Here is a 23,758-nt window from a genome sequence, read left to right on the forward strand (position 1 = left end):
AAAATTTCGCTAGTTTCATTGTCTAGCAAGTAAAAGCGTATATAATAAATAAAAATGAATCAATTCGACTGGAGTGTTTATTTTGGATCAATCAAATCAACGGACTTTTAATTTTAATGCAGGCCCTTCTGCTCTTCCACTAGTAGTTCTAGAAAAAGCACAAAAAGAACTAGTTAATTTCCGTGGGACAGGTATGTCTATTATGGAGATGTCTCACCGCAGCGCAACATTTGAAGATATACATAATGGAGCAATCTCTCGAATGAGAAAGTTATACTCTATTCCTAATGATTATGAAGTGCTTTTTCTTCAAGGTGGAGCAAGCCTCCAATTTTCGATGATACCTATGAACTTCTTAAAAAATGGCCAACAAGCTGGATACATAATGACGGGATCTTGGTCAGAGAAAGCATTAGAAGAGGCTAAACTATTTGGGGAACCATACGAAATAGCAAGTACAAAAACGGATAAATATCGAAACATTCCTACCCTAGAAGAGCTTCAATTTCATTTAGACGACGCTTATGTTCATGTAACATCGAATAATACGATTTACGGTACCCAGTGGTCTACTTTTCCTGACACTAGTAATATTCCATTAATCGCAGATATGTCGAGTGATATTATGTCAAAGCCAGTTGATGTAAGTAAATTTGGCATGATTTATGCTGGTGCGCAGAAAAACCTTGGACCGTCGGGTGTGACAGTTGTGATTATTCGCAAAGATTTACTTGCAAAAACAAACGAGGAAATTCCGACTATATTAAAATATAGTACACATGTAGACAGTAATTCCTTATATAACACACCACCTACATTTGGAATTTATATGCTAGGTGAAGTTCTCAAGTGGGTAGAAGAAAATGGTGGCTTAGATGTAATAGCTAAAAACAATGAGGTTAAAGCGAAAGTAATTTATGATGCAATTGATAATAGCAACGGTTTTTACACAGGACATGCAACATTGGAAAGCCGTTCTCTTATGAATATTACCTTCCGAGTTGCTATTGAATCATTAGAAAAGCTGTTTTTATCCGAAGCAAAAGAAGTTGGTTTTGTCGGTTTAAATGGACATCGCTCTGTTGGTGGTTGCCGAGCTTCTACGTATAACGCTGTCCCATTAGAAGCATGTAAAGCACTTGCTGAGTTCATGGTTCAATTTCAAAGCAAGCACAGCTAAAAACTTAGAAGACCTTGCTGTTCAATCATCTTGAATGGCAAGGTCTTTTTGTTCGTGCAGTTGTCCCCAAAGCTTTAATTTTCATTAAAACAATCCTGAAAGTTCGAACTAACTCGTTTGTTTGGTTGACTCGACTCAAAAATCAATTTTCTTTCTTTATTTGTCTATTCGTGCATATTTTATTTCATGGATGGAATAATATAGTGACGTACACATCGTACATTCCGTACGATGTGTACGATTATGATATAATAAAGGAGGAAAGATAGGAGTGAAGAAAAATATGACAACCTTAACAGTCAAATCGAGTGATGTTAGATCTAAATGGGCACAATTTGTTGATGAAGTAATTCACAATGAACCGAAATTTGTTCAACGTAATGAGCGCGACATCTTCTTATCTTTAAATTTGGATGTTGCCTCTGTAGTTCTTGAACATTTACGGTATAAAGTTATATTAGCTCACGATGAAGAAGCAAATGAGTATATAGCATCAAGTGATAATACATGGATTGTAGAATCCGGTGAGTCTGAAGAAGCGGCTGTTAGAGCTTATCTAACAAGTTATATCGAATGGGCAGTAGATTATTATACAGAATTTAATTTAAACTATAATTCCCCTAATTTAAAACCTCAATTCCCTTATATTTTGAAAGCATTAGTTTTGGATGATGTAGATAAATTACGTAAATATACCGATGTCGAATACAACCGTTCATAGACGTTTTTGTGAAAATGACGGTTGGGAACTATGGAAAGATAAAGCCGACCACTGGTATTATCGTAAATTAAAAGAGGATGGCACATTCAAATATACGAAGATTTCAAGAGGGAGAAAAGATTACGGGAAGAAGATGTGGAATACTATATTAAAGAAACAATTAGAGGTAGATCAAGAATATTTTAATAACATGGAATAAAAAGCTATTGAAAATGTTTGAAAGCATTCTCAATAGCTTACTATTTATGGGCAAGGAATAGTAAATGTAGTGACAAGAGCCCTTTTTTACCGTGAATATAGCATTTTGTATGTTATGAAGTAAGTTAAAAGACAAATTATCGGTAGAGCAGCAATAGTGAATACCGAATATGTTATAAAATCCAGAATAGTGTAGAATTGTTTCTAACGCAGTGGTCTCTTCACTATCTTAATGCCTTGGTGCCATCAACATAACAGAAACACCAGCCAAACATATAACAGCACCTATCCAGTCATATAAATCCGGTGTTTTTTTATCTACTCCCCACCCCCATAATACAGAAAGAACGATAAAAACCCCTCCATATGCCGCATAAACTCTACCGAACGTTGGGAATGACTGAAAAGTAGCGATAACTCCATAAAGCGCTAAAGCTATCCCTCCTAAAATCCCCCAATAAACCGGCTTACTTTCCCTTAACCATAACCAAATGAGATAACCACCACCGATTTCAGCAAGCCCAGCAAAAATAAATACTATAATTGCATAAAACATTTCCCAATCACTTCCTTGAATACTTATTAATTCTAGTTTTTCGTTAACTTTCACCGAGAATAAAGTACCTTAGATGCAATGAAATAAGCAACAAATCCTACTATTGGAAGAGAAGCAATAGCAAAGATTGCATAAGATAACGGATTATTCAAAGCATATGGAACTAAAGAAAAACTAGCCATTAAAATAAAACTAAAAGCAAACATGATAGAAAAAGCTGCTTTTGCCGATTTACCTGTTATTTCCGATTCCCTTTCATCATCATGAATCATTTCAGGAATGACTATTTCTTTCATTATTATTCTACCGTTATTACGTTTTTTGGATTGATAGTGTGTGTACCATGAGTTTAAAGTCGCAAAAAATAGAGCAATAACATTGTATAATCCTGAATTAATTTCATTTTCCATATAATAATCAAAGCTAATTTCACGTTTTAAAAACATATCAGAAAGCTGTGCATTTTTAACAAGAACGAATGCATAGACAGCAAAAGAAATAATTAGAAGTATGCGTAAAACAATTGTTATAAGTAAATTTTTCATCAAATCCCACCTCTTGTTCTATCTAGCATGTAAGTGCTTAAGTGTAACTAAATATATGAGAAGAACCACTGGTATCTAAGGGGTCGTAAATTTTCCTCTATTTTAACAAAGTCAAAAATCATCTTAGCGAGAGAAATATAAAGTAACGCCCTCAAAGCAACCGTAATTTACCTCCTCATTTAGGGTCCTCCTCCTTATAAAAAATCTGTTCGATTGGCTCCCCAAACACTTCTGCAATATTCATAGCAAGTAGCAATGAAGGCGTGTAATTTCCTTTTTCCAATGAAACAATTGTTTGCCTTGTTACGCCTGTTTTCTCTGCAAGATCACCTTGCGTCAAATTAAATCTGGCCCTTAATTCTTTCACACGATTTTTTAGCAAACTGCTCCCTCCAAACATTCTATTCCTAATTGTATAGTTTATCGGTCTTTTTGTATAGTTTGCTTTACTCTATGATTAGTTCACTTTACTTTAAAATGAAAAATAAAGGATCGATTTCAGCTGAATTACTGAATCGTCCTTTATTAATATAGTGAGTATTTTCTATAACGAAGATAGTCAGATTTATTTCTGACAATGAACAATAAAATCGTTTAAAAATAATAAAATTATTGAAAAGTCGAAAAGGTTGAGAAACATTTAGTGAAAATTGCACTACTTTGTTACAATTAATATAAAAAGTGCTTAGAGTTCTAGTATTAACAAACTTGCGGATTTTTTTCTCAAAGCAAATAATGCTCTAAACCGTTCATGTATCTGATACATCTCTGAAAGAGAGGGTGGAGTGGTATGTTTGAAACAATTGATTACTTACAGTTCGGTAACAAAAATCAAAAGCGTGCTTATTTAGCTATTGAAAACCTGGGAATCATGCATAGCTTATCTGAATATAATCCCATTCTTTGTGACACTTTACCTATAGGGATTGATATAGAAAGTTCCGACTTAGATATCATAATGAATGTTGTAGAGTTCACTTCATTTGAGCAAAAGGTTACTACTTTGTATGGAAATTACCAAGATTTCAAATTAAAAAAACTTTCAATACGAAATGTACCAGTAATTAAAGCAAATTTTACCTTTGATGGGTTCGAAATTGAACTATTTGGTCAACCTAAACCAGTAAAAGAACAATATGCCTATCTCCATATGATAATTGAAAATTCAATTTTAAACGATTACCCTAATCTCAAAGACGAAGTAATTATACTAAAAGAACAAAGGATTAAAACGGAGCTTGCTTTTTGCAAACTTCTGGGGTTAGAAGGCGATCCGTATGATGCACTTTTAGAATTCGGTAAATGTAAAGAAATCATTCATTCTTTTTAGTGATATACCTATCTAGTATTAAAGATTAATCTGCTAAGTTAAAAAGACTCTATTATCCTCTTTTTAAAAAGTTAATGTTTTTCTCACTATTATATAAATATTCAAAGAGCTTGCATCTTTACATTGTAGCAAGGTTCTAGTTTATTTAGTCGATATTTAAACAACTATAATAATTGCATTACATACAGGAAATGGATGAGATGTTGCTCGTACCTATCATAATGTTTCGAGTCTCGTTCACAACTTGTATATTCACAATAAAAGAATACCAATACATGTCAAAGAGTGATCTAATTGCCTACTAAAAATAAACATAAAAAACAGGTTTACCGTAATATAAGGATAGTTTATATGATTGGTATTATGATTAACATTTTATTAGGTCTATCCTCCAGAAAATACAGCCATTTCCTTCAGTTATTTATTGCTCAAAATGCTGGGGATGTGATGTGGGCGATGATGGTCTATTTCGGGTTTCGTTTCCTTCTAATACGTAAAAGCTTGGTGACAGCAATCTGGCTTAGTTTCTCTTTCAGCTTTGGCATTGAATTGAGTCAGCTGTATCAAGCAGAGTGGATCAATCAGATTCGCGGTACTTTTCTAGGAGCATTGATTTTAGGTAAAGGATTTCTTACACTGGACCTGATTCGATATGCAGCAGGAATTATAGTCGCCACTATTTTGGATAAGGCGATGCTTGTATTCATTCAGAGAAGATATATTAAAAGAATAGGCTGAATAAAAGGAAATGAAAAATAAGTTGTTAATAAGGTTTCTTATTAAAAAGTTCTTCTTTGGTAGAAAATGATTTTATCACAGAGATTGACTAGTGCAACAACACTAATCAATCTTTGTGATAAAATTGTTCCCATAATGCATTGGCGGTTTAGAAGGCCTATTTGTCATTTTCAGTCTTTAAAAGCGTTCCCTGTGTAACACGCAATTAAGAAACTATTCTGAAATATCTTTCAAGACAAGGTGCCTGGTCCGCTTGAAAATCAGAAAGTCGAGTCCCCTTATGGAACTATACCCCAAAGCTTCACACATAAGCTGCTTGCACAAAAACCAATTAAGACACCTGGTGGAAGCGTACGAATTGTAGACTCTTCTAATTTTCCTATATCTAAAAATATCGCAGCTGCACTTGTTGAGATTGAACCTGAGCAATGAGAGAATTACACTGGCATCCGAATAATGATGAGTGGCAATATTATCTCTCAGGACAGGGACGTATGACGGTATTTGCTGGGAATGGCAGAGCCCGTACATTTGATTATAGAGCTGGTGATGTCGGCTATGTACCATTTGCCAGTGAGCACTATATTCAGATACTGGGGATCAAACTTTATGGTTTTTAGAAATGTTCAAAAGCGATCGCTATGTAGATGTGTCGTTAAACCAATGGATGGCACTCACTCCTCAAGACCTGGTTAGAGACAATTTGCATATTGGACAGGAATTATTGGATGCACTAGGCAAAGTGAAATATCCTGTTGTCAAATATCCTGGGTTTTCCTACTATCCTAAATAAGGGTGAACAGGGATTAATCGCTAATAATGTGACTATTAATAGTCTCAGTAACATAAAAAACTAGACTTGTTCTTAGCAACAAGTCTAGTTAGTATCATTCAAAAGGTATTGCTCTTTTTTACAAACTGGAGAATAAAGAAGTTTATCCAAGTTATTATTGGAATCGAAAAAATCAATATTAATAAACCAGAATTACCAAATCCAAACATTCTTGCTTCTTCATCTAAGCTATATAAAAAACAAGTTGCTGTAATTAAAACAAAAACATTTATGAAAAAAGCCAATAACATCGCTAACCGCTTGTTGTTTCTGCTTTTCAATATTTGCACAGATACAACCGTAGAGACCCATAAAGAGAATAAAAGAATAATATAATTCAAATCAACACCACCACTAACTTAAATATTAATGATATTACGATTCAGGAATGAAAAGTAAAATAACTATCATTTTTTTCAATAGTAACCACCTATATCTATTCATCTTTCACCGCTTTTACAATCATAAAATGTGGATTTTTCATGAGTCTTTCATATTTTTCTGGTTCTTTCATTTTAAATTCTTTGGTAGGCTGGGCTTCAATTAACTTCTCAATGGAGAAATACTCAAGCGTTTCATTTACTATCATATGAAGTGGCCGACGGTAAAATGGAACGTCAATTAACTTTCCCTCCCTTTTCCATTGATCGATAATTAGTTCATTGGAAAAATAATCACCATTCACAGACATTTTAATATCCATGAAAGGATGATGTACTGAAAAAAGCAATGTACCATTTGGTTTTAATATTCTGCGAAACTCGCTAAAAGGCTTGCTCCAATCTTTTATATAATGAAGAACTAAAGAGCTTACGATTAAATCAAAAGATTCATCTTCAAAAGGTAATTTTTTCTCTAAATCTAAACACAAAACTTCCGCTTTATCTCCAATTCGCCTTTTAGTAGCCGCTACCATGTTAGGACTAATATCCGTTGCTGTTACGTCAGCACCTAAGTTAACCAACTGAGACGTATACCAACCTGCTGCACATCCTGCATCTAAAACCTTCTTATTTCTTATATCAGATGGAAGTAGTTTTATCATCGCTGGTCTTTCATATTCCGTATTAAATAGGCTCTTTTTATCTACGTTGTGTTCATAATCATTTGCAAGCTGGTTATAGGTTTCTTTTACTTTGTTATTCATAATACACCCCAAAAAGAAAATATTTTACATTGAAGTTTTACATAACTTTCTTTATTAAACAAATTATTTAAATACCCTCTTTTTTGTTTGAATAAGATATGTCATCATGGTTATGGGTGAGAAAGGACTAGGTTTCAGTATACTACCTGAACTAGTTCTTCGTGGGCAGCAACGCCATCTTCATTTGATAGAGCTGGACGAACATTTCTACCATTCCATTCGGATTGCTGTGAGTGCTATAAGACATGTATCTCCTGCTAACTTTGATTGATCATTTCTTCTAATCGCATACACTATTGTCTCTATTACAACATCTACACCCGATACCTTTAGTGTACCTATCCCTTTTGTTGCTTTGAAATAAAGTTCGATCAAAAAGATCCCACAAGTCAGCATCTCACAGAAAATAAAAGGAATCCATTTTGAAAAAAGATTGATCAACATGGATTCTTTTCTAGTAGATTTAAGATTGTTTTTTATAAAAAGATTGATTATTTTCTACCAGTATTGCTCAATAATAGTGCCAGCTTGTGGAACAACTTTATCGACGTGGTTACATATTACATTGGCGGTATGTCAAAATCCATCAATTATTGGTCCGATAACTATTAATTACCCTTAATTTATTTGATTTGCTCCGCCAACTCTAAAATAATTCCCTCTGGCCCACGACAGTAGCATAACTTATATTTTTCTTCATAGTTTTGTATCTCACTAAAGATTTCCATACCTTTCTTTTTCAATTTGGCAACAACGGTTTCAATATCTTCAACAGCAAATGCGATATGCCGGATACCCAGGGTATTTGCAAAAGGTTGCTGAATATCTTTTTCATCTGACGGTGAATAAAATTTGATTAGCTCTATCCATGTCTGACCGTCTGGCGTTCCCAATCCTACACACGCTACTTTAGCATCATTAAGCCCAACTGCATATCCCATCAACTCTCCTTCCATTTCCCATTCCCCTTTAACCTCAAGTCCAAAATCGAGAAAAAACTCTTTAGCGGCAGAGAGATCATTTACAATTACACCTACATGATCTATTCTATGGATATTCAATTCTCATACCTCCTATGTTCCTATTTTGCAATTACCTGTATTCTTGATAAGTGTATTTTTAATTTTAATTCGCTAAAAAAAGAAAATATCCTTCTTCAACAAACTGTCCGTTTGTGGAGCAAGAAAAAATCCTGCATATCAACAGATGATTTTTAATCAAACATTATTTTAAATAATCGAAGTTTGTTTTATATTATCAATCTTTTTTACAAAACTACACTTTTTGGATGGTTAAAATAAATTACGCTGGAATCATTTCAGTTGTGGCTGGATTAACTTTTGTCATGTGTTAATTTATTCAGAGTTTCCAACAACCCGAGAATGAATTCCGATGTGTTAGCAACGGAGACATTCGTTCAAGATGGTTTAGAAAAACAGCTTGAAATATAGTGTTTATGTGTTTGCTGAGTACATTGATCGTGCCTAAACATAATAAACGTCACCGCGATGAGGACTCATTTGCTCATGACAGTAGCGTCTATGTAATGTTTTGGTTACAATTTTTAATGAGGTAGAAGCCTATTCATTAAGTGGAATATCAATTTCCACTTTGCCATCCAAATACATCGGATAGCTATTAATATTAAAACGAATTGGATTCACTGCATTATCAAAATCAAATGTATAGACTTCTTTGACATAGGGATTTTCTCTGCTAACAACATGCATTTCGATTAAATTTCTGCTAAAATCATTGCCTTCTTGATCCACTATTTCAGAAAATAGGTTCCAACCCCCAGATGGATAAGTGACTTCCATTGTATTGTCCGATGGTACTTGAATAGTAATATCCAGTTCGTTTGGAACATACAGCACTTTCTTTTTCTCAAAATCTACTTCGATAAAGTCGGATCCTTTTGGAAGTGCTTGAATCCTCTCCATCACTAAGGTTAATTTTTTCGGCTGCCGGAAGTAATTGCTTTGTACAAATAGGCTCACTTCACCTTCACGCAAATTGCCGAAGCCCCCCCAGCTATTTCTTGGAAGAACCCAATCTTCGCCATTCTCATCAATCAATCGTACCGATATAAATTTTAGTAATTGCATCGTGTTTTGTTCGTCAGCAGCTAGACGAATTTCTGCACGTAACGGCGAAATTTTCAACTGTTTAATGTTAATTGTTTGACCATCTACGACAACGGCTTGGTTTACTTCATATACTTTGGGTTGTTCAATAGGCTTGGTGAGTGTGAATGGTACAGAGAACTTTGTCTCTGCGTCTGTTGCATCACTCAAGTGCAAATTAAATTCAAATGTCTTATTGTTATACGATAAATCATGGGGAGACGTAATTTCAACTTGGTCTTCCTGTACAGTCCTTTTTCCCGTTTTAGAGGCAGTGTAAGAATTTATGACACCAAATGGAATGCCTTGTTGAGACACCTCTAAAGAAGTTATACTCAATTTGGAAAGATCAAAGGGGGATTCAAGCTTATAGAATATAGTCATACCCGAATGGTCAGCCACGACACCCTGTAAAGTCAAGGTATAATCCCCCTTCTTTACCACAATTCCAAGTTCCTCATAGTAATCATTTTCGACAATGTCGCTGATTCCTTTATCATAAGAAATCATGTGCACGATTGAATCAAACCCAGGGATTTTGGCCATAACTTGTGCAAATACGGGAGATACACGAATGGAAGTTACAAACAGCAACAGAACAATAGCAGCTACACTGGCAACTGAATACAGACGGCGTTTTCTCCTCTTGGTCAACCGATGCTGATGCACAGCTTTCCCACGTGCCTTATATAAGGCTTCTTTAGGGATTTCAATCGCTTCTAATTCCTCTTTTAGCTTCTGCCAATCTTGCTCATTCAAGTTAGTCATTTACAGTCCCTCCTTTCCAATGAGTAGGCGTAATCTTTTTAACGTTGTGTGTAGTCTCGATTTCACAGTACCTTCGGGAATTCGCTTCAACTGCGCAATGTCTGCGTTCTTCATATCCTGGAAATATTTTAAGTAAATCAATTCCTGTTGTTCTGTTGGTAAACTTGCGATAATATCAGCCAGCTCGAATGGTTGCTGATCCATCGATGCGACTTCCACATCATGAGTATAGATAAATTTCTCTTGCTTCTTTTTCACATCTAAACAAATATTAATGATAATTCGAACAAGCCATGTTGCTATGTAAGCGGGTTCTTTGACGCTATGAACCTTTTTTAAAGCTCGAAACGTCAGCTCTTGTACCGCTTCAATAGCATCATGCTCATTTTTCAAGTACGCATAGGCTGTCCGGTAGAGCGTATCTTCATGTCGCTTCAATAGCTCCACTAACGCCTGTTCTTCACCCGCAATTGCTCGTTTTTCCAAATCCATACTTCCACCCCCTCGTTATCAATTAGACAGTTTGAAATGATAAATCGTTCATTTTATTTTGCTCAATAAAAAACGAGTTCAACTACAAAAGTGAACTCGCTTTCCAACTTCCTTTTATCAGCAAGGAAAGAAGGTACATTTATAATCGAATTTTAAGTTCTTATTGAATTCAAAATTGCGTTAGAACTTGGTACTCGACACTATACATTGCTATTATGACTTTATGTATTTCCAATTTTTAGAGCTTCTTTCAAGATTAACAGCGATAGTTCATGGTCATTCATCACATATGGAACTTCTTCTGGTTCAACCCAAATGCGAGATGTCGTTTCATTTTCTCGTAAAAATGGAAAACACTCTTCAACGTCCATTCTATAAAATAATTGATAACCTATAAGCGGATAGGGTCCATTTTGTTCAAAGTTAGGATTATCTTTGTGGTTGACTTCAATCGCACCAATATATTTTATTTTCCCTGTAACATAACCTTCTTCGTAAACCTCCCTATGCAACGCTTCATCAGGAGTTTCATTGAACTCTATATGCCCACCTGGAATGTTAAATCCTCTTTCTTTCACCTGAACTAATAACACTTTACACTGGCTAAAACAATAACTATGAACACTAGTTACTATTTCACTTTGGTTTATATTTTTGTAGGGATGCCATCTAAGGCTAACTTGATTTCCTCCCCAATTAACATATATTTGACTATTCATTAGAAATCTATCCCCTTAAAAATCCATAAATCTACTAGTAATCATGCGAACAGATTTATTTAGTAGTCAACTTTTTATTGTCCAGTAAAATCGATTCTTCCACATCATCCCATTTTACTTTTACTAGTATTACTTCATCTTTAGTTACTTTCGCCCCGTTTGTTGAACCCCCTGAAGAAGAAAATATTTTCGTTGTAGTGGGTTCAGTGAACTCCTCTGTACTTTTTCCATTACTGGAAAGGGTACTATACAAATATTCCAATTTTCGCATGGAAGATAACTCCTCTAAAGAACCTTTATATGTTAATGTGAATTTATGACTATCCTCATTCGAATAAGTTCCTATGCCGTTATCTTCTCCCCTTGTTTCTGTTCCTGTATAGGAATATTCGGCTTCCCAATGTTCACTTTCTCCGGTAAATCTATAATCGTTATGCGTAATATCCGAACAAGCTGTTAAAAGGAATAGTGGAAATAAGAATGTGAGTATTTTTTTCAATTTATTTCTCCCCCATTTGTTCAATTAAATTCCTCCTTCAATTTCACACTGTAGAAACGCATTGCTTTTGGAATACCTTCTATTTCAAAAATACCATTAAAAATTAGCTGTCGTACGCGGTATTCGATAAACTCATCACCTGTATATTGATTGAGATGCCCGAATACTTCTCCTATTAGTCGTGCGGATTTCATAAATTCGAGTTTTCCCTGTTCCCGATGTAGATAACGTGCTTTATCTACGATGAATGCATCAAAGTAATTTTCAGGGACATTTTTGATTTCGCCGTCTTCCCAAATGCGGAGTACTTCTGTTGTTTCCGAAAGTTTTTCCCATTCGTCCGCCAGTTTGTAGCAAAGTTTCGCTGTTAACGGTTGAACGTTTTTATTTGCCGCATAGATTACTTTTAATTTTTCTGGTGCTACTTCTCCAGTACCCAAAGTATAAAATTCCCGGGAGGAGTTGACCAGTGATTTTGATAAGCCTCGCTTACATTCATAAGATGAATGTCGTTTTGCTTGTCTTGAAGTGTGTGTAGGACAAATCGTGCAGCTGTTTGTTCATGTGCATTGTTTGCTGTCCAAATGTAAATAGGTATATGCTCGGGTATATCCTTTATCTCTGTTACTGTTTGTTGAAAATCTTCCAAGTAGCTATATATGTACTGTTCGTCCAAATTAATATGTAAGAATAACCATTTCTTGCGTTGCTGCAGTCCTTTTTCGGTATGCAGCTGATGTACGGGGCCGCTAGAAAATTGATCGAAAAATGCAATAACCTTTTCATCTTTTGGCAGTGTGATCTTTAAGTTCCCTGCTGGTGAATGTCCGAAAACGATGTGCACTGTTTGATAAGGCTGTTGTATTGGTTCGGAGGCATAAATTAATAGTTCTTAATACTCTTTTTTCATATTTTCCAAAAATTCACTTTCTGGATAGCTTGTTTTCTCCAACATTTGAATTTGTAAAAAATGTTGGAATATAAGTGATTTTGCCTCCTGCTCCGATAATTGCTCTACGATTTTTTTGATTTTATGTATCATTGATTGGACGCTCCTCTCGTTTATCAAGCAATCAAGCTTTGAATTCTATTCCACGCGCTCACTAATGGAACTAGCGGAATTAATATTGCAAAGATAAGGTTACTTTGGGAGATTGCCTTCCTAACGTGCATTCCATTTCGTACACGCATAATTATTAGAGTAAAGGATATGCCAAGTGCTGTATAAAGTAGCCATGAAGCGTCCTTCTGCATCTTCACTGCAACCTCAATCTCTTCCAATTTCCATTCGTCTTGTTTCGAGTAATCTATTGTTTGAATCGTTTTTTCTTTTCCTATTAAACTAAAAGATGTAATGGTTAACTCATTTTTTTGCCCAGACTTAATCTCATAACCATTTGGTAAAAAAGCAGCTTTGTATACGAGGAGGTACGACAAACAGCAGAGGGCTATCATAACGAAAAAATATGGTATAAATGCTTTTAATTTATTTGTAAAAGTTATCTTCATTTCTATTATCGATCCTCTCGTCGTGTTTGCCTTTCAATACTTCCACTTTGCAAAATCAGCACTTTCAGCATTAAATATATACATCCCTCCATTCGATGCATACAAATAGTTCCTTTTCATTCAAATACCTTCTCACCTAATATTCTTCTTCGAGATTGTTAAATCCTTCTTTAATAGGTAAATTTGAATATAAAAGAGACCAAACATATGTAAATGTTTGATCTCTTTGTTATTTCTTCTGTTTATTAAGAAACTCATTTTATTCCGCTATAATGGATTGATATATTCTATTAATCGTTTCCAGATGAAGTGCTTCATGGTAAAAGCTAAAGAGAAATGTTTCTCCAAGTGTGTGAAATGTGATGCCAAAATGGTTCGTAAATGGTTTTGGTAGTTTTTTATGTAAATTTCCTTGAAGGGATTGTTGGATTCTTATTTTTTGTTCAAATAAAACGGAATAAATGTCAGCTAATGACGGAGGTGTTTCTTTCCAATCAGTTGGCTTAGTTCCTGCTCTAAAAAATTCTCTATATTCTACAGGGAGATTTATCTTTTGATCTAATACTCCATAAACCAAGTATTCCTGAATATATGCTATGTGGCCGAAATTCCAACGAATATTGTTATTAAAACCTTTTGGTACTATATCCACAATCTCTTCTGGTGTCTTTAGGATAGATTGCTCCGTTATTCTTCTTACCGTTTCCATATGGTGAAAAATTGTTTGTTCCATTTAAAAGTCCCCTATTCTACTCGAAAGCGAAATTAGATTTCACACAATTATAAAACTGTTTTTTAGTTTATAGTTGCTTTATATAGTTTGTTATTAACTTGAATTGCTATTGCCTCTTCTGTATTTATATCCTTTACTTTGAAAATTTTACTCGGGTTTTTATATGGATTTTGGTCTTCCGGGTAAGACACAATATTGTGGATTTGAGTAATTTTACCTATTTGTTCTTCTACCTCGGTAGTAGATAAAACTTCATCGGTCATTAGATAGGTTAAGTTGTCTATTTTAATTACCGCTGGTGTATTGTTAATAAATTCAGCACTGCTTAATTTGTTCGTATTACATCCTGAAAGTAAAATAGAAACAAAAATTAAACCTATTGTTATTGCTTTTTTCAATGTCTTCACCTCTTTCTTCATACCTTTAGAAAACTACTAAAAATATGAGGTGCCAGGTAATTATTTAAGTCAGTATGGTTTTAGAATCTAGTTTTTAATGCAATCTTTTAGGGTTATTCAACTCAAATGTTGAGTTAAATATTAACTTTAGAACTCACCTTACCAAGTAAGAAATAATTTCTTCATTAGTAATTTTAAGAGAATCTGGTAAATCATCACGTTTTGACTCGAGACCGAAATAATAAGTACTCTCTTTTTCTTGATATGAGTTATATTGAAACTTTACTTCTCTAGCTGTTAGGTTATTAACTAATTTTTCTAAGAATGCCGATTCCTTAATCATGTCTACTGCACCCAAATGAAATATTCCTCTCAATTCATTTTCAAAGATGAAGCGCATTTGATGAGCTAACTGTATATCTAACAGAAAATTACATTCTAAATTACTATAAGCTTGAATAGGGTTATCTGTTTCAATATTCGTTTTTATATTGTTAAGTCGAGGTGAATTCTTCCCCCAAATTCCTGGGATTCTAATAATATTAGAACGATCTCCAAGTGATTGTACTAGCATGTTCTCACACTTGATTTTATATTGACCATAATCTGATTTAGAGATAGGTTCATCTGATTCGCTATGGTGCTTTGACAAATCTCCATCGAAAACATTTGTAGTTGAGAAAAAATAAAGTACACTATCTCTGTTTTTTAATTCCTTAGCTAATCGCTGGTGGAATTTTAATTGTTCGTCATAATTTCCCTGTAAACTTGAAACAATTATATCAGGTTGAACTAAATTAAGTATTTCACTTATTGTTTCCTCATCCTGCATGTTTAATTGAAAGTGTTTGGCGTCTGGAAGGTTTGTTCCTGATGAAAAGTAAGTCTCGTATACATCAAAATCATTTAAACATTCCTTAGCTATAGCTTTTCCAACTAACCCACTAGCACCAAGTATTAATATTTTTTTCAATATACAACCTCTTCGAAAAATCTTCATAAAACGAGTGTTAGGTACCAAGTTCTTATTGAATTCAGAATAGAGTTAGAACCCAGTACTCGAAATTTCCCTTTATTCAAAGTAAATGCCTTTGGGCTAGGTTATCAATTACAATGCCAGCTTCTATATAACTTCTCACTAATTTCCAAGAGCTATTTTTATCTTTTTTAAACGTTTGAAAAAATAAATTACCTGTTTCTAGTCTTTTCCCCTGAACAATTAAAGTAGCTGTTAGAATTACCATTGTTTCCTCATCGTTTAAAGGAAATATCGAAATTTCATCTAACTTCCACTGCGCTTTGTTTTGTATCGCAAAATGAAAACCTTGTTTCCAACCTTCTATTGATTTTTCAAAGCCAAAGTCTACTATTTCACCATCTCTTACTTCCCTTGCTTGATAATCCTTTGCTATTAACTCTTCTATTTTCTTTATAGATGAAGCTTTCCAAACTTCTATATAAGTACTGAGAAACTGTCGGAACGAATTCATCCAAAAAAACCTCCTAAAATTTGTTTCAAAAATTTTTAATAACTACACACAGGTTTATTTCTCCTATTTACAAAAGTTACAATAATATGATTAGTTTGTTAAAATATTCAAAAATTAGTGTATTTGTTTTGTTCTTCTATGATAGGAATAGGATTTAGACTGCGATAGTTACCATCCTCATAAACAGTTATATTTGCCATAATACTTCCAATAGTAAATATAATACCAATTAATATCGTGGTAAAAGTTCCTTTTTTATTGAACTTAATATGTTTTATTTTCTTTGGCAGATTAAATTTCTTTTTTACCAATGCTGTTAGGACGAAAACACTACTCACTAACAGACCGTAAATGACAATTGCTAGCCACACCATACTTATCATCCTTTTTTCCGCTTTTCAGATCATTCAAAATACCTTACTCTTTCTGCATCCTTTGGAAGCATTTGAGTATATTCTTTCATTCCAACGTAATAGCGCGATAGATTCTTTTAATCGCTTCCATATGCATTGCTTCATGGTAAAAGCTAAAGAGAAATGTCTCCCCTCTGGTATGAAATGTGATGCCTAATCGATTTGTAAATGGAGCTGGTAGCGTCTCATTTATATTTCCTTGAATAGCATCTCTTATTCTTGATTTTTGTTCGGATAACACAGAAAGAATATCTTTTAATGATGGCGGAGTTACTTTCCAATCAGCTGGTTTCGTACCAGCACTAAATAGTTCTTCATAGTTGCTTGGCACATTCATCTTTTCTCCTAAAACTGCAAATACGAGCCTTTCCTGTATAAACGCAATATGACCGAAATTCCAACGAATACTATTGTTAAAACCTTTAGGTACAATATCAGCTAATTCTGCTGGTATCTTTCTTATCGATTCCTCCGTTATGCCACGTACTGTTTCCATATGTTGAAAAATTGTCTGTTCCAAATTTACTCCACCTTTTTTATTTTTTTGGTTTGCCAATATTATCTATAAATACTTACCTAGAGCGATGAAGAACCCAGTGATGCCTTTAATTTCACTACTTAATATACCTATTCCACAATTAGGAGAGAAAACCCTTTTAGAACGGGAAATACAGGTTGAGCTAGATTTTATTGATTAGCACGACATTCATATATATGAGCCTGATATATTTTTATGTAGCTCCGACTATCTTTCTAAGGAGAGAGATCAACCAACAAAAAAGATCGAACCGGTATAAAGGTTCGATCTTTTTATTATTTCTTATGTCCGCCAAGCAATCCAGCTCGTTTTATCGCTGTTCCTGCTTCTGTATAGGAAACAGCACGTAAAATTGCAGAGGAGCCGTATTTGCTTCGTAAGTCATCCATTGTCTTTCCCAATTCTCGTACTTTCCATTTATCTGCTTCAAATAAGCTTAGTTGCATCGAATGCTCCGGTTCTAAATTTGTTAAAGAAATCGATAATCTGCGAACGGGACGATGATCATAGAACTCGTCAAAAATCTGGTCACATACTTTATATATTTTCATCGTGGCATTTGTTGGTTCTTCTATCGAGCGAGAACGGTTAAATCCTCCTCCAAAAGCATCTTTACTGTATCCGACTGCGAGATGTATCGTTCTTCCAGCCATATTTGCTTCTCTTGCGCGTCTTGCCACGTCTTCACACATCTCGAGTACTACCGCCATCACTTCTTTTTTCGTTCGGTAATCACGAAACAGTACTTGCCCTTTCCCGTAACTAATTTGCCCTTCTACTAGTGGTGCACCAAGTTCGGATAGATCAACTCCCCAAGCATGGTAATATAGCTGGTTTCCTATTACGCCGAATTTACTTTCTAATATTTCTAAAGAAGTGTGCGCTAACTGTCCTACTGTGAAAATACCCATATTATTTAATGTTTTTTCGAGGCGGGAGCCAATTCCCCACATTTTACTTAAAGGGGAAATCGGCCACAACTTTTTTGGAACATCTTCATACATCCATTTGGCAAAACCTGTTTTTTTCGCATCTAAATCTAGCGCGAGCTTCGCCAGTAGCATATTTGGTCCCATTCCAACTGCACATGGCAATTGAAATTGACTATACATCCCATCTTGTATGCGCTTAATTGTATTCTCTACTGGTCCCCAAAGTTTTTCGGTTCCACCTAAATCAGCAAAGCATTCATCTACGCTATACACATGAATCGCTTCATTTGGAACAAACTGATTTAAAAAACGGACTATTTCGACGGAAACTCGAACAAAAAACTCCATCTTTGGTTCGATTAAATGAATAGACGGATGATCTGGAATTTCGAATAGTCTAGTTCCTGTCTTCACACCGAATTCTTTTTTCATTCTCGGCGAAGCAGCCAGTACAATACTCCCCTTTTGCTCTAAATTGCCAATCACAGCAATCGGTTCTGTCATCACATCGAGCCCAGCATCCGCTGCCGCACAGCTTGCAAAAAAGCTTCGCATATCAATGCAAATAATTTTCCGGTTTTCTAACCCTTCGTACACATTATCCACTCCTCTAAAAAGGAACATTTGTTCTTAATAGTATATTACAAACGTTCGTTCTTATACAATGGTAAATAATAGTTTTGAGTTTTACAGAAAAAGGCTTATCGAGACTATTTCAATCATAAACGAAACTAATTCGATCCCAACCGCAACCAATCACTATGTAAGCGAGACTAAATCGAGCAGAACCGAGACCAATACAAAAAGAGTGCGTTTTGAAATAGATAAATCAACACACACTCTGGTAATGGGCTATTAAGTTTTTCTAGCATTTTTTGAACAACTGTATATTCCCTAGATGGATGTCAATTAGCTTTTTGGATAAGCTTCAGAAGAAATACAACGTTCTCTAATAATATTGCGATGATGCAGTTCATGACCAGCAATAATAACGATAAGGGCACGGACCGTTACTTCAGAATTGTTTGCTATTCCACGGCGCAGCAAATCTTCGCCCGATAGGCTTTTAATTAGATGAATGGTTGACTGACGAACTACATACAAATTTTGAAGAAGGTCCTCTATTGACTGTTTATCAAAAGATGCATTTTGAACATATTCATTATCATTATAACCAGGAAGCGCAACGGTTTCGCCTCGAGCTATGGAGAGTAACCTAAATCCCATGATACGCTCAGTATCTGCCATATGCCCTATCACTTCTTTTATGTTCCATTTTTCAGGCGCGTAACGGAAATGAGCTTGTTGATCAGAAATGTCTTGTAGTAAGGTAATAGTCACTTCCATTTGTTGTTCTAAAGTTTGTATGAAATCACCATCAGACACCAATTCTACATAAGTAGCATAATATGGTGCGTATTCATTTTTCTCTATCAATTTGTGCATATGTATTCTCCTTTATAGATTAATATTTTTACTATTCCATGGTCTCACTAGTAACTCCTTTGTTTCTAAAGGTAGGGCTATCTAAACAGCACACTTGTTACACAGTAGTTAAAAAGCGTTGGTAGTAAGCATAAAACCTTCTAGTAGTTCCCGATAACCACTTTCTATACGCTGAAGATCTGCGTAGGTGAGTGTTACCAATAAGTACGAAAAGAAATTTGTTTTGGATTCTTATCCATTAAATCTCCCATAACAAGAGTGTTATAATACAGTTTTGGAGTATTTTATTTTTCGTTTTGAAGCAAGAGCTGTAACCTTTCTTTTAACTGCTGTTGATTCCATTTGAGTGTCTCATCCGACACAAACGCAATTTTCTTTCGTTTAGGAATTTTGACTTGACCATTCACTGCTCTAGTATACCCTTCTATCATTGCAGCGATTGCTAAAATGAGCAGCCCAAAACAGATTGCTGGAGCAAGTGGAAGCCACGGAACCCCTTGCAAATAACGAAACGATGAACCAAAAAGTCCAGCCCATTCATATGCAATCGATTTAGGCGGATCCCCAAACATCGGATCATAACTAACTTTCGTCCCTCCAATAAATAATTGAAGAAGACCTAAATGTGTGAATACAACCAACGTTTCCACCACTTGTTGACCATATAGGACAAATAACTTCTCTCGCATCATAGGGAACAGGTGTCTCGTAATAATTCGAAGTCGACTAGCGCCAAGCGTTCTTGAAGCTAAAATATACTCCTGGTGATATAGTAAATTCGCTTCATTGCCAATTAAAGAAGCAACAATTGGCACCGTAATAACTCCCATTAACACTACTTGAATAATAATACGTTCCCACACAGTAGTGGAGAACCCTCCCATCGGCTGCCATAGAACAGGATATAACATCAAATAGGAAAAAATAGTCATTGGCACATAATGGAGTGGATCAATAAAACTATTAATCAAAGAACGCCTCTTATGCCAGTAAGTTCCAATTGCGAATCCAAGTGGTACTGCAATAAGCATACGTACGGCAGCCACACCCATCGCTGCTATAATTGTGTATTTCGCACCAAGCATAATCTTTGCAAGCATATCAAAGCCAAACTGATCTGTCCCAAATGGATGCATCAAACTAGGAGATAGAGGAGCAGCTTCTACCAACCTACCATTTTTATAAATAAAATACGTTTGTTTCGGATCCGGTCCAAAAATCCATTCAAATACAAAACTTCCAACTAAAAAAAATATGAGCACACTAAATCCGAAAATAAAATACGGTTGCTTCCAAACAGATTTCATTCAAAAGCACCTCCACGGTTTAAACGTCGCAAGAAGTACCACTCACCTATGCTATATATGAAGAAAACTGGGAAGAAAAAGCTACAAACTGTTATTAAAAACAATTCCCCGGACAAGTGTTCACTCAAGTGAAACATAATACCTGGCATATTAAACATTCGTTCTAATATAAATAAATTGGAAAGCATAAACCACATCGTCTTTTTCGATTGAAAAAATATACTAATAACCGCGTTTCGGAAAATATGTATAGTTAAAATAATCAACTTACTAAAACCAAGAGCCTTGGTAAGCTCAACATACATTTTTCGTTCCTCTGCTTCAAATGTGAGCATACTTAAACGATATAGTTGAACCATTGGTAAAATCATTAAACAAAAAACAGGTAACATATAGATCTTTTCTCCACCAGTCACAGCAATTTTAGAAATAAAAATACCAGTTTGCTTCTGAATCATAATAATTGTTAGCTGAACAAGTAGAATAACTAAAATGTCAGGAAAGGATTCCAAAAAGAAAAAGAGTGTTTTAATTCGTTGCCTTATTCGCTCTTTAAACAACATCGTAATAATCGTAAAAAGGAGTGCTAAAAAAATCGCAATGATAAGTGCTAAAAACAATATTTCTAAAGAATAGCTGATGTAGTCGCCAATATGTGATCCGTAGTATTGATCCATAAAATTGGAAAGTGGAAATAAAACAAGTAATTGTTGTCCATATTCCTTCCACCAAAATTCTCCTTGTTGAAGCCCAGTAATTAGTATGGGTAATCCACTAATTAGTAGAATACCAACGAATGCAACAACTAATTGAAGCACCCATTTCAAAAAGCCCTTCACAAAAAAATCCCCTCACTATCAGAAAATTATGATGAAATTATCATAACATAATTAACTATAAAAAAAGAGAATTTTTGGTAGATTCTAATTTATGTAAGAAAGAAGTTTCACTATTATCATAAAATGCCAAGAGATAATGTGATTAATCCCTTGGCATTCTTATGTGAAAAAAGAAGAGAAATCACTACTTTATAGTAGATTTCATTTTCTATTAAAATAAACGATTCAAATTCGCCATTTCAATTGCGGATACTGCCGCGTCATAGCCTTTGTTTCCGACTTTTGTACCAGCACGTTCAATCGCTTGTTCAATTGTTTCCGTAGTTACAATACCGAACATAACTGGAACACCAGTTGTTAAACCGACACTTGCAATGCCTTTAGCAGCTTCATTACATACGTAATCGTAGTGTGTTGTAGAGCCACGAATAACGGTGCCTAGACCGATAATCGCATCATATTTTTTCGTTTCTGCCATCTTTTTTGCAATAAAAGGAACTTCAAATGCACCAGGTACCCATGCAACATCTACATTTTCTTCGGCAACGCCATGACGTTTCAAGCCATCCAATGCACCGTCCAATAATTTACCATTAATAAATTCATTAAATCTACCAACAACTACACCTATTTTTAAATCTGTACCTATTAAATTCGCTTCAAAAACTTTTCCCATTCTCAATCTCTCCTATTAGTTCATTTTAAATTTATTTATCAAACCGCTTGTTCTTGTTCATTTCGATATTTCACTAATGCTTCGATTGTCACAAACTTTAACCCATGTGTTTCGGCAATAGTATGTAATTCAGGTACTCTAGCCATTGAGCCGTCTGCACTCATAATTTCGCAAATAACACCTGCAGGTTGAACGCCACAAAGTTTCGCAAAGTCAACAGCTGCCTCTGTGTGACCTGGGCGTGCGAGTACACCATTTTCTTTTGCTACAAGTGGGAACACATGACCAGGTCGGCGGAAATCTGAGCTAACGGATTCTACATCTAACAGCTGCAACATTGTTTCGGAGCGCTCATACGCGCTAATACCTGTTTCCGTCGTTTTATAATCGACACTGACGGTAAAGGCTGTCTGATGATTGTCCGTATTGTGTTGGACCATCGGATTCAAATCAAGACGATCCGCTAACTTTTGAGTTATAGGTGTGCAAATCAACCCACGACCATATGTTGCCATAAAGTTAATGTTTTCTGGTGTCGCATAATCTGCCAGCACGAGAAAATCCCCTTCATTTTCTCGACTTTCATCATCTACAACGATAATGATTTTCCCTTTTTTTAAATCTTCTACTGCTTCTTCAATTGTATGGAACATATGTAACATACCGCCTTTTCGTTAGAATCCATTTTGTCTTAAAAAATCCAACGTGATTGGCGAACTTTCTTTCTTTCGCTCCAAATGATTGATCACGTATTTGCCAAGTAAATCATTTTCAATGTTCACCACATCATGCTCCCGTTTAATGCCGAGAAGTGTTTCACTAAATGTAAGTGGAATAAGGGAAACTGTCAGCTGCTTTGGCTTTATATCGAAAATGGTTAAACTAATGCCATCTATTGCAACCGAACCTTTTAGCATACAGAATTTACTTAGCTCTTCACTAATGCCAATATCCACGTACACGGCGTTTTCAACTTTTCTTTTTCTTAAAATGAAGCCTGTTCCATCCACATGTCCGGAAACAAAGTGACCTCCAAATCGACCATCTGCGGGCATTGCACGTTCCAAATTAACCGCATGGCCAATTTGCAAAGATTGAATGCTTGTAGACTTTACTGTTTCTGGCATGACATCAACAGTGAATAAAGTATTTGAAAATGAAACGACCGTTAAACAAACACCGTTTACTGCAATACTATCGCCTAAATGGATGTCTTCAACAATCTTTTTGGATTCCAACGTTAACTGCATACTATTTGGTCCGCTTTTCATCGATTTAACCTTGCCTAAATCTTCTACAATTCCCGTGAACATGGGCTACACCTCTTTTCTGTTAAAGAATTTTACTCAAAAATAAAACCCCATAGAAATATCTCTACGGGGTAGTTGGAAAATTATGTTTTACGCATCAACAAATAAACCTTCTAGGAGTGTAATTTTACTCCATAAGGAAATAAGCTTGCTCGTACATCCTTCTCCCATCCAGACTATACTGTCGGCTTTGGAGTTGCACCAAATCCTGCCTCTTAATACGGCTCACGGGCTTAGAATTGCTTCATCACCGTCGATTGGGAATTTCACCCGACCCCGAAGGACTACATGTATGAAATTTTGCTAGGTTTTATTC

At 35.2% G+C, this 23,758-nt stretch carries 31 protein-coding genes, 3 pseudogenes and 1 riboswitch; of the genes and pseudogenes, 7 read left to right on the forward strand and 27 right to left on the reverse strand.

The features are described 5' to 3' along the window. The first annotated feature begins 82 nt into the window (after window positions 1–82). The 3 genes from serC (at window position 83) to ACEPXG_RS08900 (ending at window position 2,100) form a co-directional block, all read left to right on the forward strand. Window positions 83–1,180, forward strand: coding sequence for a 3-phosphoserine/phosphohydroxythreonine transaminase (serC, locus tag ACEPXG_RS08890; RefSeq protein ID WP_391209494.1), 1,098 nt, complete (start codon window positions 83–85; stop codon window positions 1,178–1,180). A 271-nt stretch (window positions 1,181–1,451) separates the two neighbouring features. Continuing rightward, window positions 1,452–1,901 carry a hypothetical protein gene (locus ACEPXG_RS08895; protein ID WP_391209496.1) on the forward strand — a complete coding sequence of 150 codons (450 nt, stop codon included), beginning with the start codon at window positions 1,452–1,454 and terminating at the stop codon, window positions 1,899–1,901. After that, a complete protein-coding gene (locus tag ACEPXG_RS08900; RefSeq protein ID WP_391209499.1) occupies window positions 1,879–2,100 on the forward strand; it encodes a type II toxin-antitoxin system HicA family toxin in 222 nt (73 codons plus the stop codon). The genes ACEPXG_RS08895 and ACEPXG_RS08900 overlap by 23 nt, the downstream gene beginning before the upstream one ends. A 228-nt stretch (window positions 2,101–2,328) precedes the next feature. On the opposite strand, the gene ACEPXG_RS08905 is transcribed toward ACEPXG_RS08900, so the two are convergent. The 3 genes from ACEPXG_RS08905 to ACEPXG_RS08915 form a co-directional block, all read right to left on the reverse strand. After that, window positions 2,329–2,655, reverse strand: coding sequence for a YnfA family protein (locus ACEPXG_RS08905; protein WP_391209852.1), 327 nt, complete (start codon window positions 2,653–2,655; stop codon window positions 2,329–2,331). A gap of 50 nt (window positions 2,656–2,705) precedes the next feature. Further along, window positions 2,706–3,200 (reverse strand): hypothetical protein, encoded by a 495-nt coding sequence (locus ACEPXG_RS08910; RefSeq protein WP_391209501.1) that lies wholly within the window; start codon window positions 3,198–3,200, stop codon window positions 2,706–2,708. Between the two features lie 175 nt (window positions 3,201–3,375). Then, window positions 3,376–3,582, reverse strand: a complete 207-nt coding sequence (locus ACEPXG_RS08915) for a helix-turn-helix transcriptional regulator (RefSeq protein ID WP_391209503.1) — start codon at window positions 3,580–3,582, stop codon at window positions 3,376–3,378. A 408-nt stretch (window positions 3,583–3,990) separates the two neighbouring features. On the opposite strand from ACEPXG_RS08915, the gene ACEPXG_RS08920 reads away from it, so the two are divergent. The 3 genes and pseudogenes from ACEPXG_RS08920 to ACEPXG_RS08930 form a co-directional block, all read left to right on the forward strand. Beyond that, window positions 3,991–4,530, forward strand: coding sequence for a DUF4269 domain-containing protein (locus ACEPXG_RS08920; protein ID WP_391209505.1), 540 nt, complete (start codon window positions 3,991–3,993; stop codon window positions 4,528–4,530). Between the two features lie 294 nt (window positions 4,531–4,824). After that, window positions 4,825–5,268, forward strand: a complete 444-nt coding sequence (locus ACEPXG_RS08925; protein ID WP_391209507.1) for a DUF2809 domain-containing protein — start codon at window positions 4,825–4,827, stop codon at window positions 5,266–5,268. 225 nt (window positions 5,269–5,493) lie between these two features. Continuing rightward, window positions 5,494–6,061, forward strand: a pseudogene (locus ACEPXG_RS08930) (cupin domain-containing protein); the annotation flags it as partial. 475 nt (window positions 6,062–6,536) lie between these two features. Here the strand turns inward: ACEPXG_RS08930 and ACEPXG_RS08935 are convergent. From ACEPXG_RS08935 to ACEPXG_RS09015, 17 genes are all read right to left on the reverse strand, one after another. Beyond that, window positions 6,537–7,247 (reverse strand): class I SAM-dependent methyltransferase, encoded by a 711-nt coding sequence (locus ACEPXG_RS08935; protein ID WP_391209509.1) that lies wholly within the window; start codon window positions 7,245–7,247, stop codon window positions 6,537–6,539. Between the two features lie 207 nt (window positions 7,248–7,454). Beyond that, window positions 7,455–7,622 (reverse strand): hypothetical protein, encoded by a 168-nt coding sequence (locus ACEPXG_RS08940; RefSeq protein WP_391209511.1) that lies wholly within the window; start codon window positions 7,620–7,622, stop codon window positions 7,455–7,457. A 248-nt stretch (window positions 7,623–7,870) separates the two neighbouring features. Next, window positions 7,871–8,308 carry a VOC family protein gene (locus ACEPXG_RS08945; protein ID WP_391209514.1) on the reverse strand — a complete coding sequence of 146 codons (438 nt, stop codon included), beginning with the start codon at window positions 8,306–8,308 and terminating at the stop codon, window positions 7,871–7,873. A gap of 519 nt (window positions 8,309–8,827) precedes the next feature. Next, window positions 8,828–10,141 (reverse strand): DUF4179 domain-containing protein, encoded by a 1,314-nt coding sequence (locus ACEPXG_RS08950; protein WP_391209516.1) that lies wholly within the window; start codon window positions 10,139–10,141, stop codon window positions 8,828–8,830. Continuing rightward, the gene (locus ACEPXG_RS08955) at window positions 10,142–10,633 is read right to left on the reverse strand and encodes a sigma-70 family RNA polymerase sigma factor (RefSeq protein WP_391209518.1); all 492 of its coding nucleotides are present in this window, start codon (window positions 10,631–10,633) and stop codon (window positions 10,142–10,144) included. Between the two features lie 221 nt (window positions 10,634–10,854). Continuing rightward, on the reverse strand, window positions 10,855–11,352 hold the full coding sequence (locus ACEPXG_RS08960) for an NUDIX hydrolase (RefSeq protein WP_391209520.1): 498 nt from the start codon (window positions 11,350–11,352) through the stop codon (window positions 10,855–10,857). A gap of 55 nt (window positions 11,353–11,407) precedes the next feature. Continuing rightward, a complete protein-coding gene (locus ACEPXG_RS08965; protein WP_391209523.1) occupies window positions 11,408–11,875 on the reverse strand; it encodes a hypothetical protein in 468 nt (155 codons plus the stop codon). Next, window positions 11,872–12,291 carry a DUF3658 domain-containing protein gene (locus ACEPXG_RS08970; protein WP_391209525.1) on the reverse strand — a complete coding sequence of 140 codons (420 nt, stop codon included), beginning with the start codon at window positions 12,289–12,291 and terminating at the stop codon, window positions 11,872–11,874. The genes ACEPXG_RS08965 and ACEPXG_RS08970 overlap by 4 nt, the downstream gene beginning before the upstream one ends. After that, entirely contained in the window at window positions 12,273–12,695 is a 423-nt protein-coding gene (locus tag ACEPXG_RS08975; RefSeq protein ID WP_391209527.1) for a DUF1835 domain-containing protein, read from the reverse strand. Before ACEPXG_RS08975 ends, ACEPXG_RS08970 begins: the two co-directional genes overlap by 19 nt. Before the next feature lie 48 nt (window positions 12,696–12,743). Further along, complete coding sequence (locus ACEPXG_RS08980; RefSeq protein ID WP_391209529.1) at window positions 12,744–12,893, reverse strand: hypothetical protein; 150 nt, start codon at window positions 12,891–12,893, stop codon at window positions 12,744–12,746. Window positions 12,894–12,916: 23 nt separating this feature from the next. After that, complete coding sequence (locus ACEPXG_RS08985; protein ID WP_391209531.1) at window positions 12,917–13,360, reverse strand: hypothetical protein; 444 nt, start codon at window positions 13,358–13,360, stop codon at window positions 12,917–12,919. A gap of 259 nt (window positions 13,361–13,619) precedes the next feature. After that, entirely contained in the window at window positions 13,620–14,093 is a 474-nt protein-coding gene (locus ACEPXG_RS08990) for a DinB family protein (protein WP_391209534.1), read from the reverse strand. Window positions 14,094–14,155: 62 nt separating this feature from the next. Beyond that, window positions 14,156–14,491, reverse strand: coding sequence for a hypothetical protein (locus ACEPXG_RS08995; RefSeq protein WP_391209535.1), 336 nt, complete (start codon window positions 14,489–14,491; stop codon window positions 14,156–14,158). A 154-nt stretch (window positions 14,492–14,645) separates the two neighbouring features. Further along, window positions 14,646–15,464 carry a sugar nucleotide-binding protein gene (locus ACEPXG_RS09000; RefSeq protein ID WP_391209537.1) on the reverse strand — a complete coding sequence of 273 codons (819 nt, stop codon included), beginning with the start codon at window positions 15,462–15,464 and terminating at the stop codon, window positions 14,646–14,648. Between the two features lie 103 nt (window positions 15,465–15,567). Further along, entirely contained in the window at window positions 15,568–15,981 is a 414-nt protein-coding gene (locus ACEPXG_RS09005) for a flavoprotein (protein ID WP_391209539.1), read from the reverse strand. Between the two features lie 107 nt (window positions 15,982–16,088). Continuing rightward, window positions 16,089–16,355 carry a hypothetical protein gene (locus tag ACEPXG_RS09010; protein WP_391209541.1) on the reverse strand — a complete coding sequence of 89 codons (267 nt, stop codon included), beginning with the start codon at window positions 16,353–16,355 and terminating at the stop codon, window positions 16,089–16,091. Window positions 16,356–16,440: 85 nt separating this feature from the next. Beyond that, complete coding sequence (locus tag ACEPXG_RS09015; protein ID WP_391209543.1) at window positions 16,441–16,914, reverse strand: DinB family protein; 474 nt, start codon at window positions 16,912–16,914, stop codon at window positions 16,441–16,443. Window positions 16,915–17,260: 346 nt separating this feature from the next. Here ACEPXG_RS09015 and ACEPXG_RS09020 point away from each other — a divergent pair, with 346 nt between their 5' ends. Beyond that, window positions 17,261–17,524, forward strand: a complete 264-nt coding sequence (locus ACEPXG_RS09020; protein ID WP_391209854.1) for a hypothetical protein — start codon at window positions 17,261–17,263, stop codon at window positions 17,522–17,524. Here ACEPXG_RS09020 and ACEPXG_RS09025 read toward each other — a convergent pair. The 7 genes and pseudogenes from ACEPXG_RS09025 to ribE (ACEPXG_RS09055) all read right to left on the reverse strand — a co-directional run. After that, window positions 17,424–18,488: pseudogene (locus tag ACEPXG_RS09025) on the reverse strand (DNA polymerase thumb domain-containing protein); the annotation flags it as partial. The gene ACEPXG_RS09020 and the pseudogene ACEPXG_RS09025 sit on opposite strands and share 101 nt — an antisense overlap. 285 nt (window positions 18,489–18,773) lie before the next feature. After that, window positions 18,774–19,310, reverse strand: coding sequence for a DinB family protein (locus tag ACEPXG_RS09030; RefSeq protein WP_391209545.1), 537 nt, complete (start codon window positions 19,308–19,310; stop codon window positions 18,774–18,776). A 284-nt stretch (window positions 19,311–19,594) separates the two neighbouring features. Beyond that, the gene (locus ACEPXG_RS09035) at window positions 19,595–20,617 is read right to left on the reverse strand and encodes an ABC transporter permease (RefSeq protein WP_391209547.1); all 1,023 of its coding nucleotides are present in this window, start codon (window positions 20,615–20,617) and stop codon (window positions 19,595–19,597) included. Next, complete coding sequence (locus ACEPXG_RS09040) at window positions 20,614–21,456, reverse strand: hypothetical protein (protein WP_391209550.1); 843 nt, start codon at window positions 21,454–21,456, stop codon at window positions 20,614–20,616. Before ACEPXG_RS09040 ends, ACEPXG_RS09035 begins: the two co-directional genes overlap by 4 nt. 211 nt (window positions 21,457–21,667) lie before the next feature. Further along, window positions 21,668–22,132: a 6,7-dimethyl-8-ribityllumazine synthase gene (gene ribE, locus ACEPXG_RS09045; RefSeq protein WP_391209552.1), complete on the reverse strand. Its 465-nt coding sequence runs from the start codon at window positions 22,130–22,132 to the stop codon at window positions 21,668–21,670. Window positions 22,133–22,194: 62 nt separating this feature from the next. Beyond that, window positions 22,195–22,785: pseudogene (ribB, locus tag ACEPXG_RS09050) on the reverse strand (3,4-dihydroxy-2-butanone-4-phosphate synthase); the annotation flags it as partial. Window positions 22,786–22,806: 21 nt separating this feature from the next. Continuing rightward, window positions 22,807–23,445, reverse strand: a complete 639-nt coding sequence (ribE, locus tag ACEPXG_RS09055; RefSeq protein WP_391209554.1) for a riboflavin synthase — start codon at window positions 23,443–23,445, stop codon at window positions 22,807–22,809. Between the two features lie 152 nt (window positions 23,446–23,597). Then, a riboswitch (FMN riboswitch) is annotated at window positions 23,598–23,730 on the reverse strand. Between the last annotated feature and the right edge of the window lie 28 nt (window positions 23,731–23,758).

Origin of the sequence: Psychrobacillus sp. L4 (genome assembly GCF_042944905.1) — a bacterium.
GTDB lineage: Bacteria > Bacillota > Bacilli > Bacillales_A > Planococcaceae > Psychrobacillus.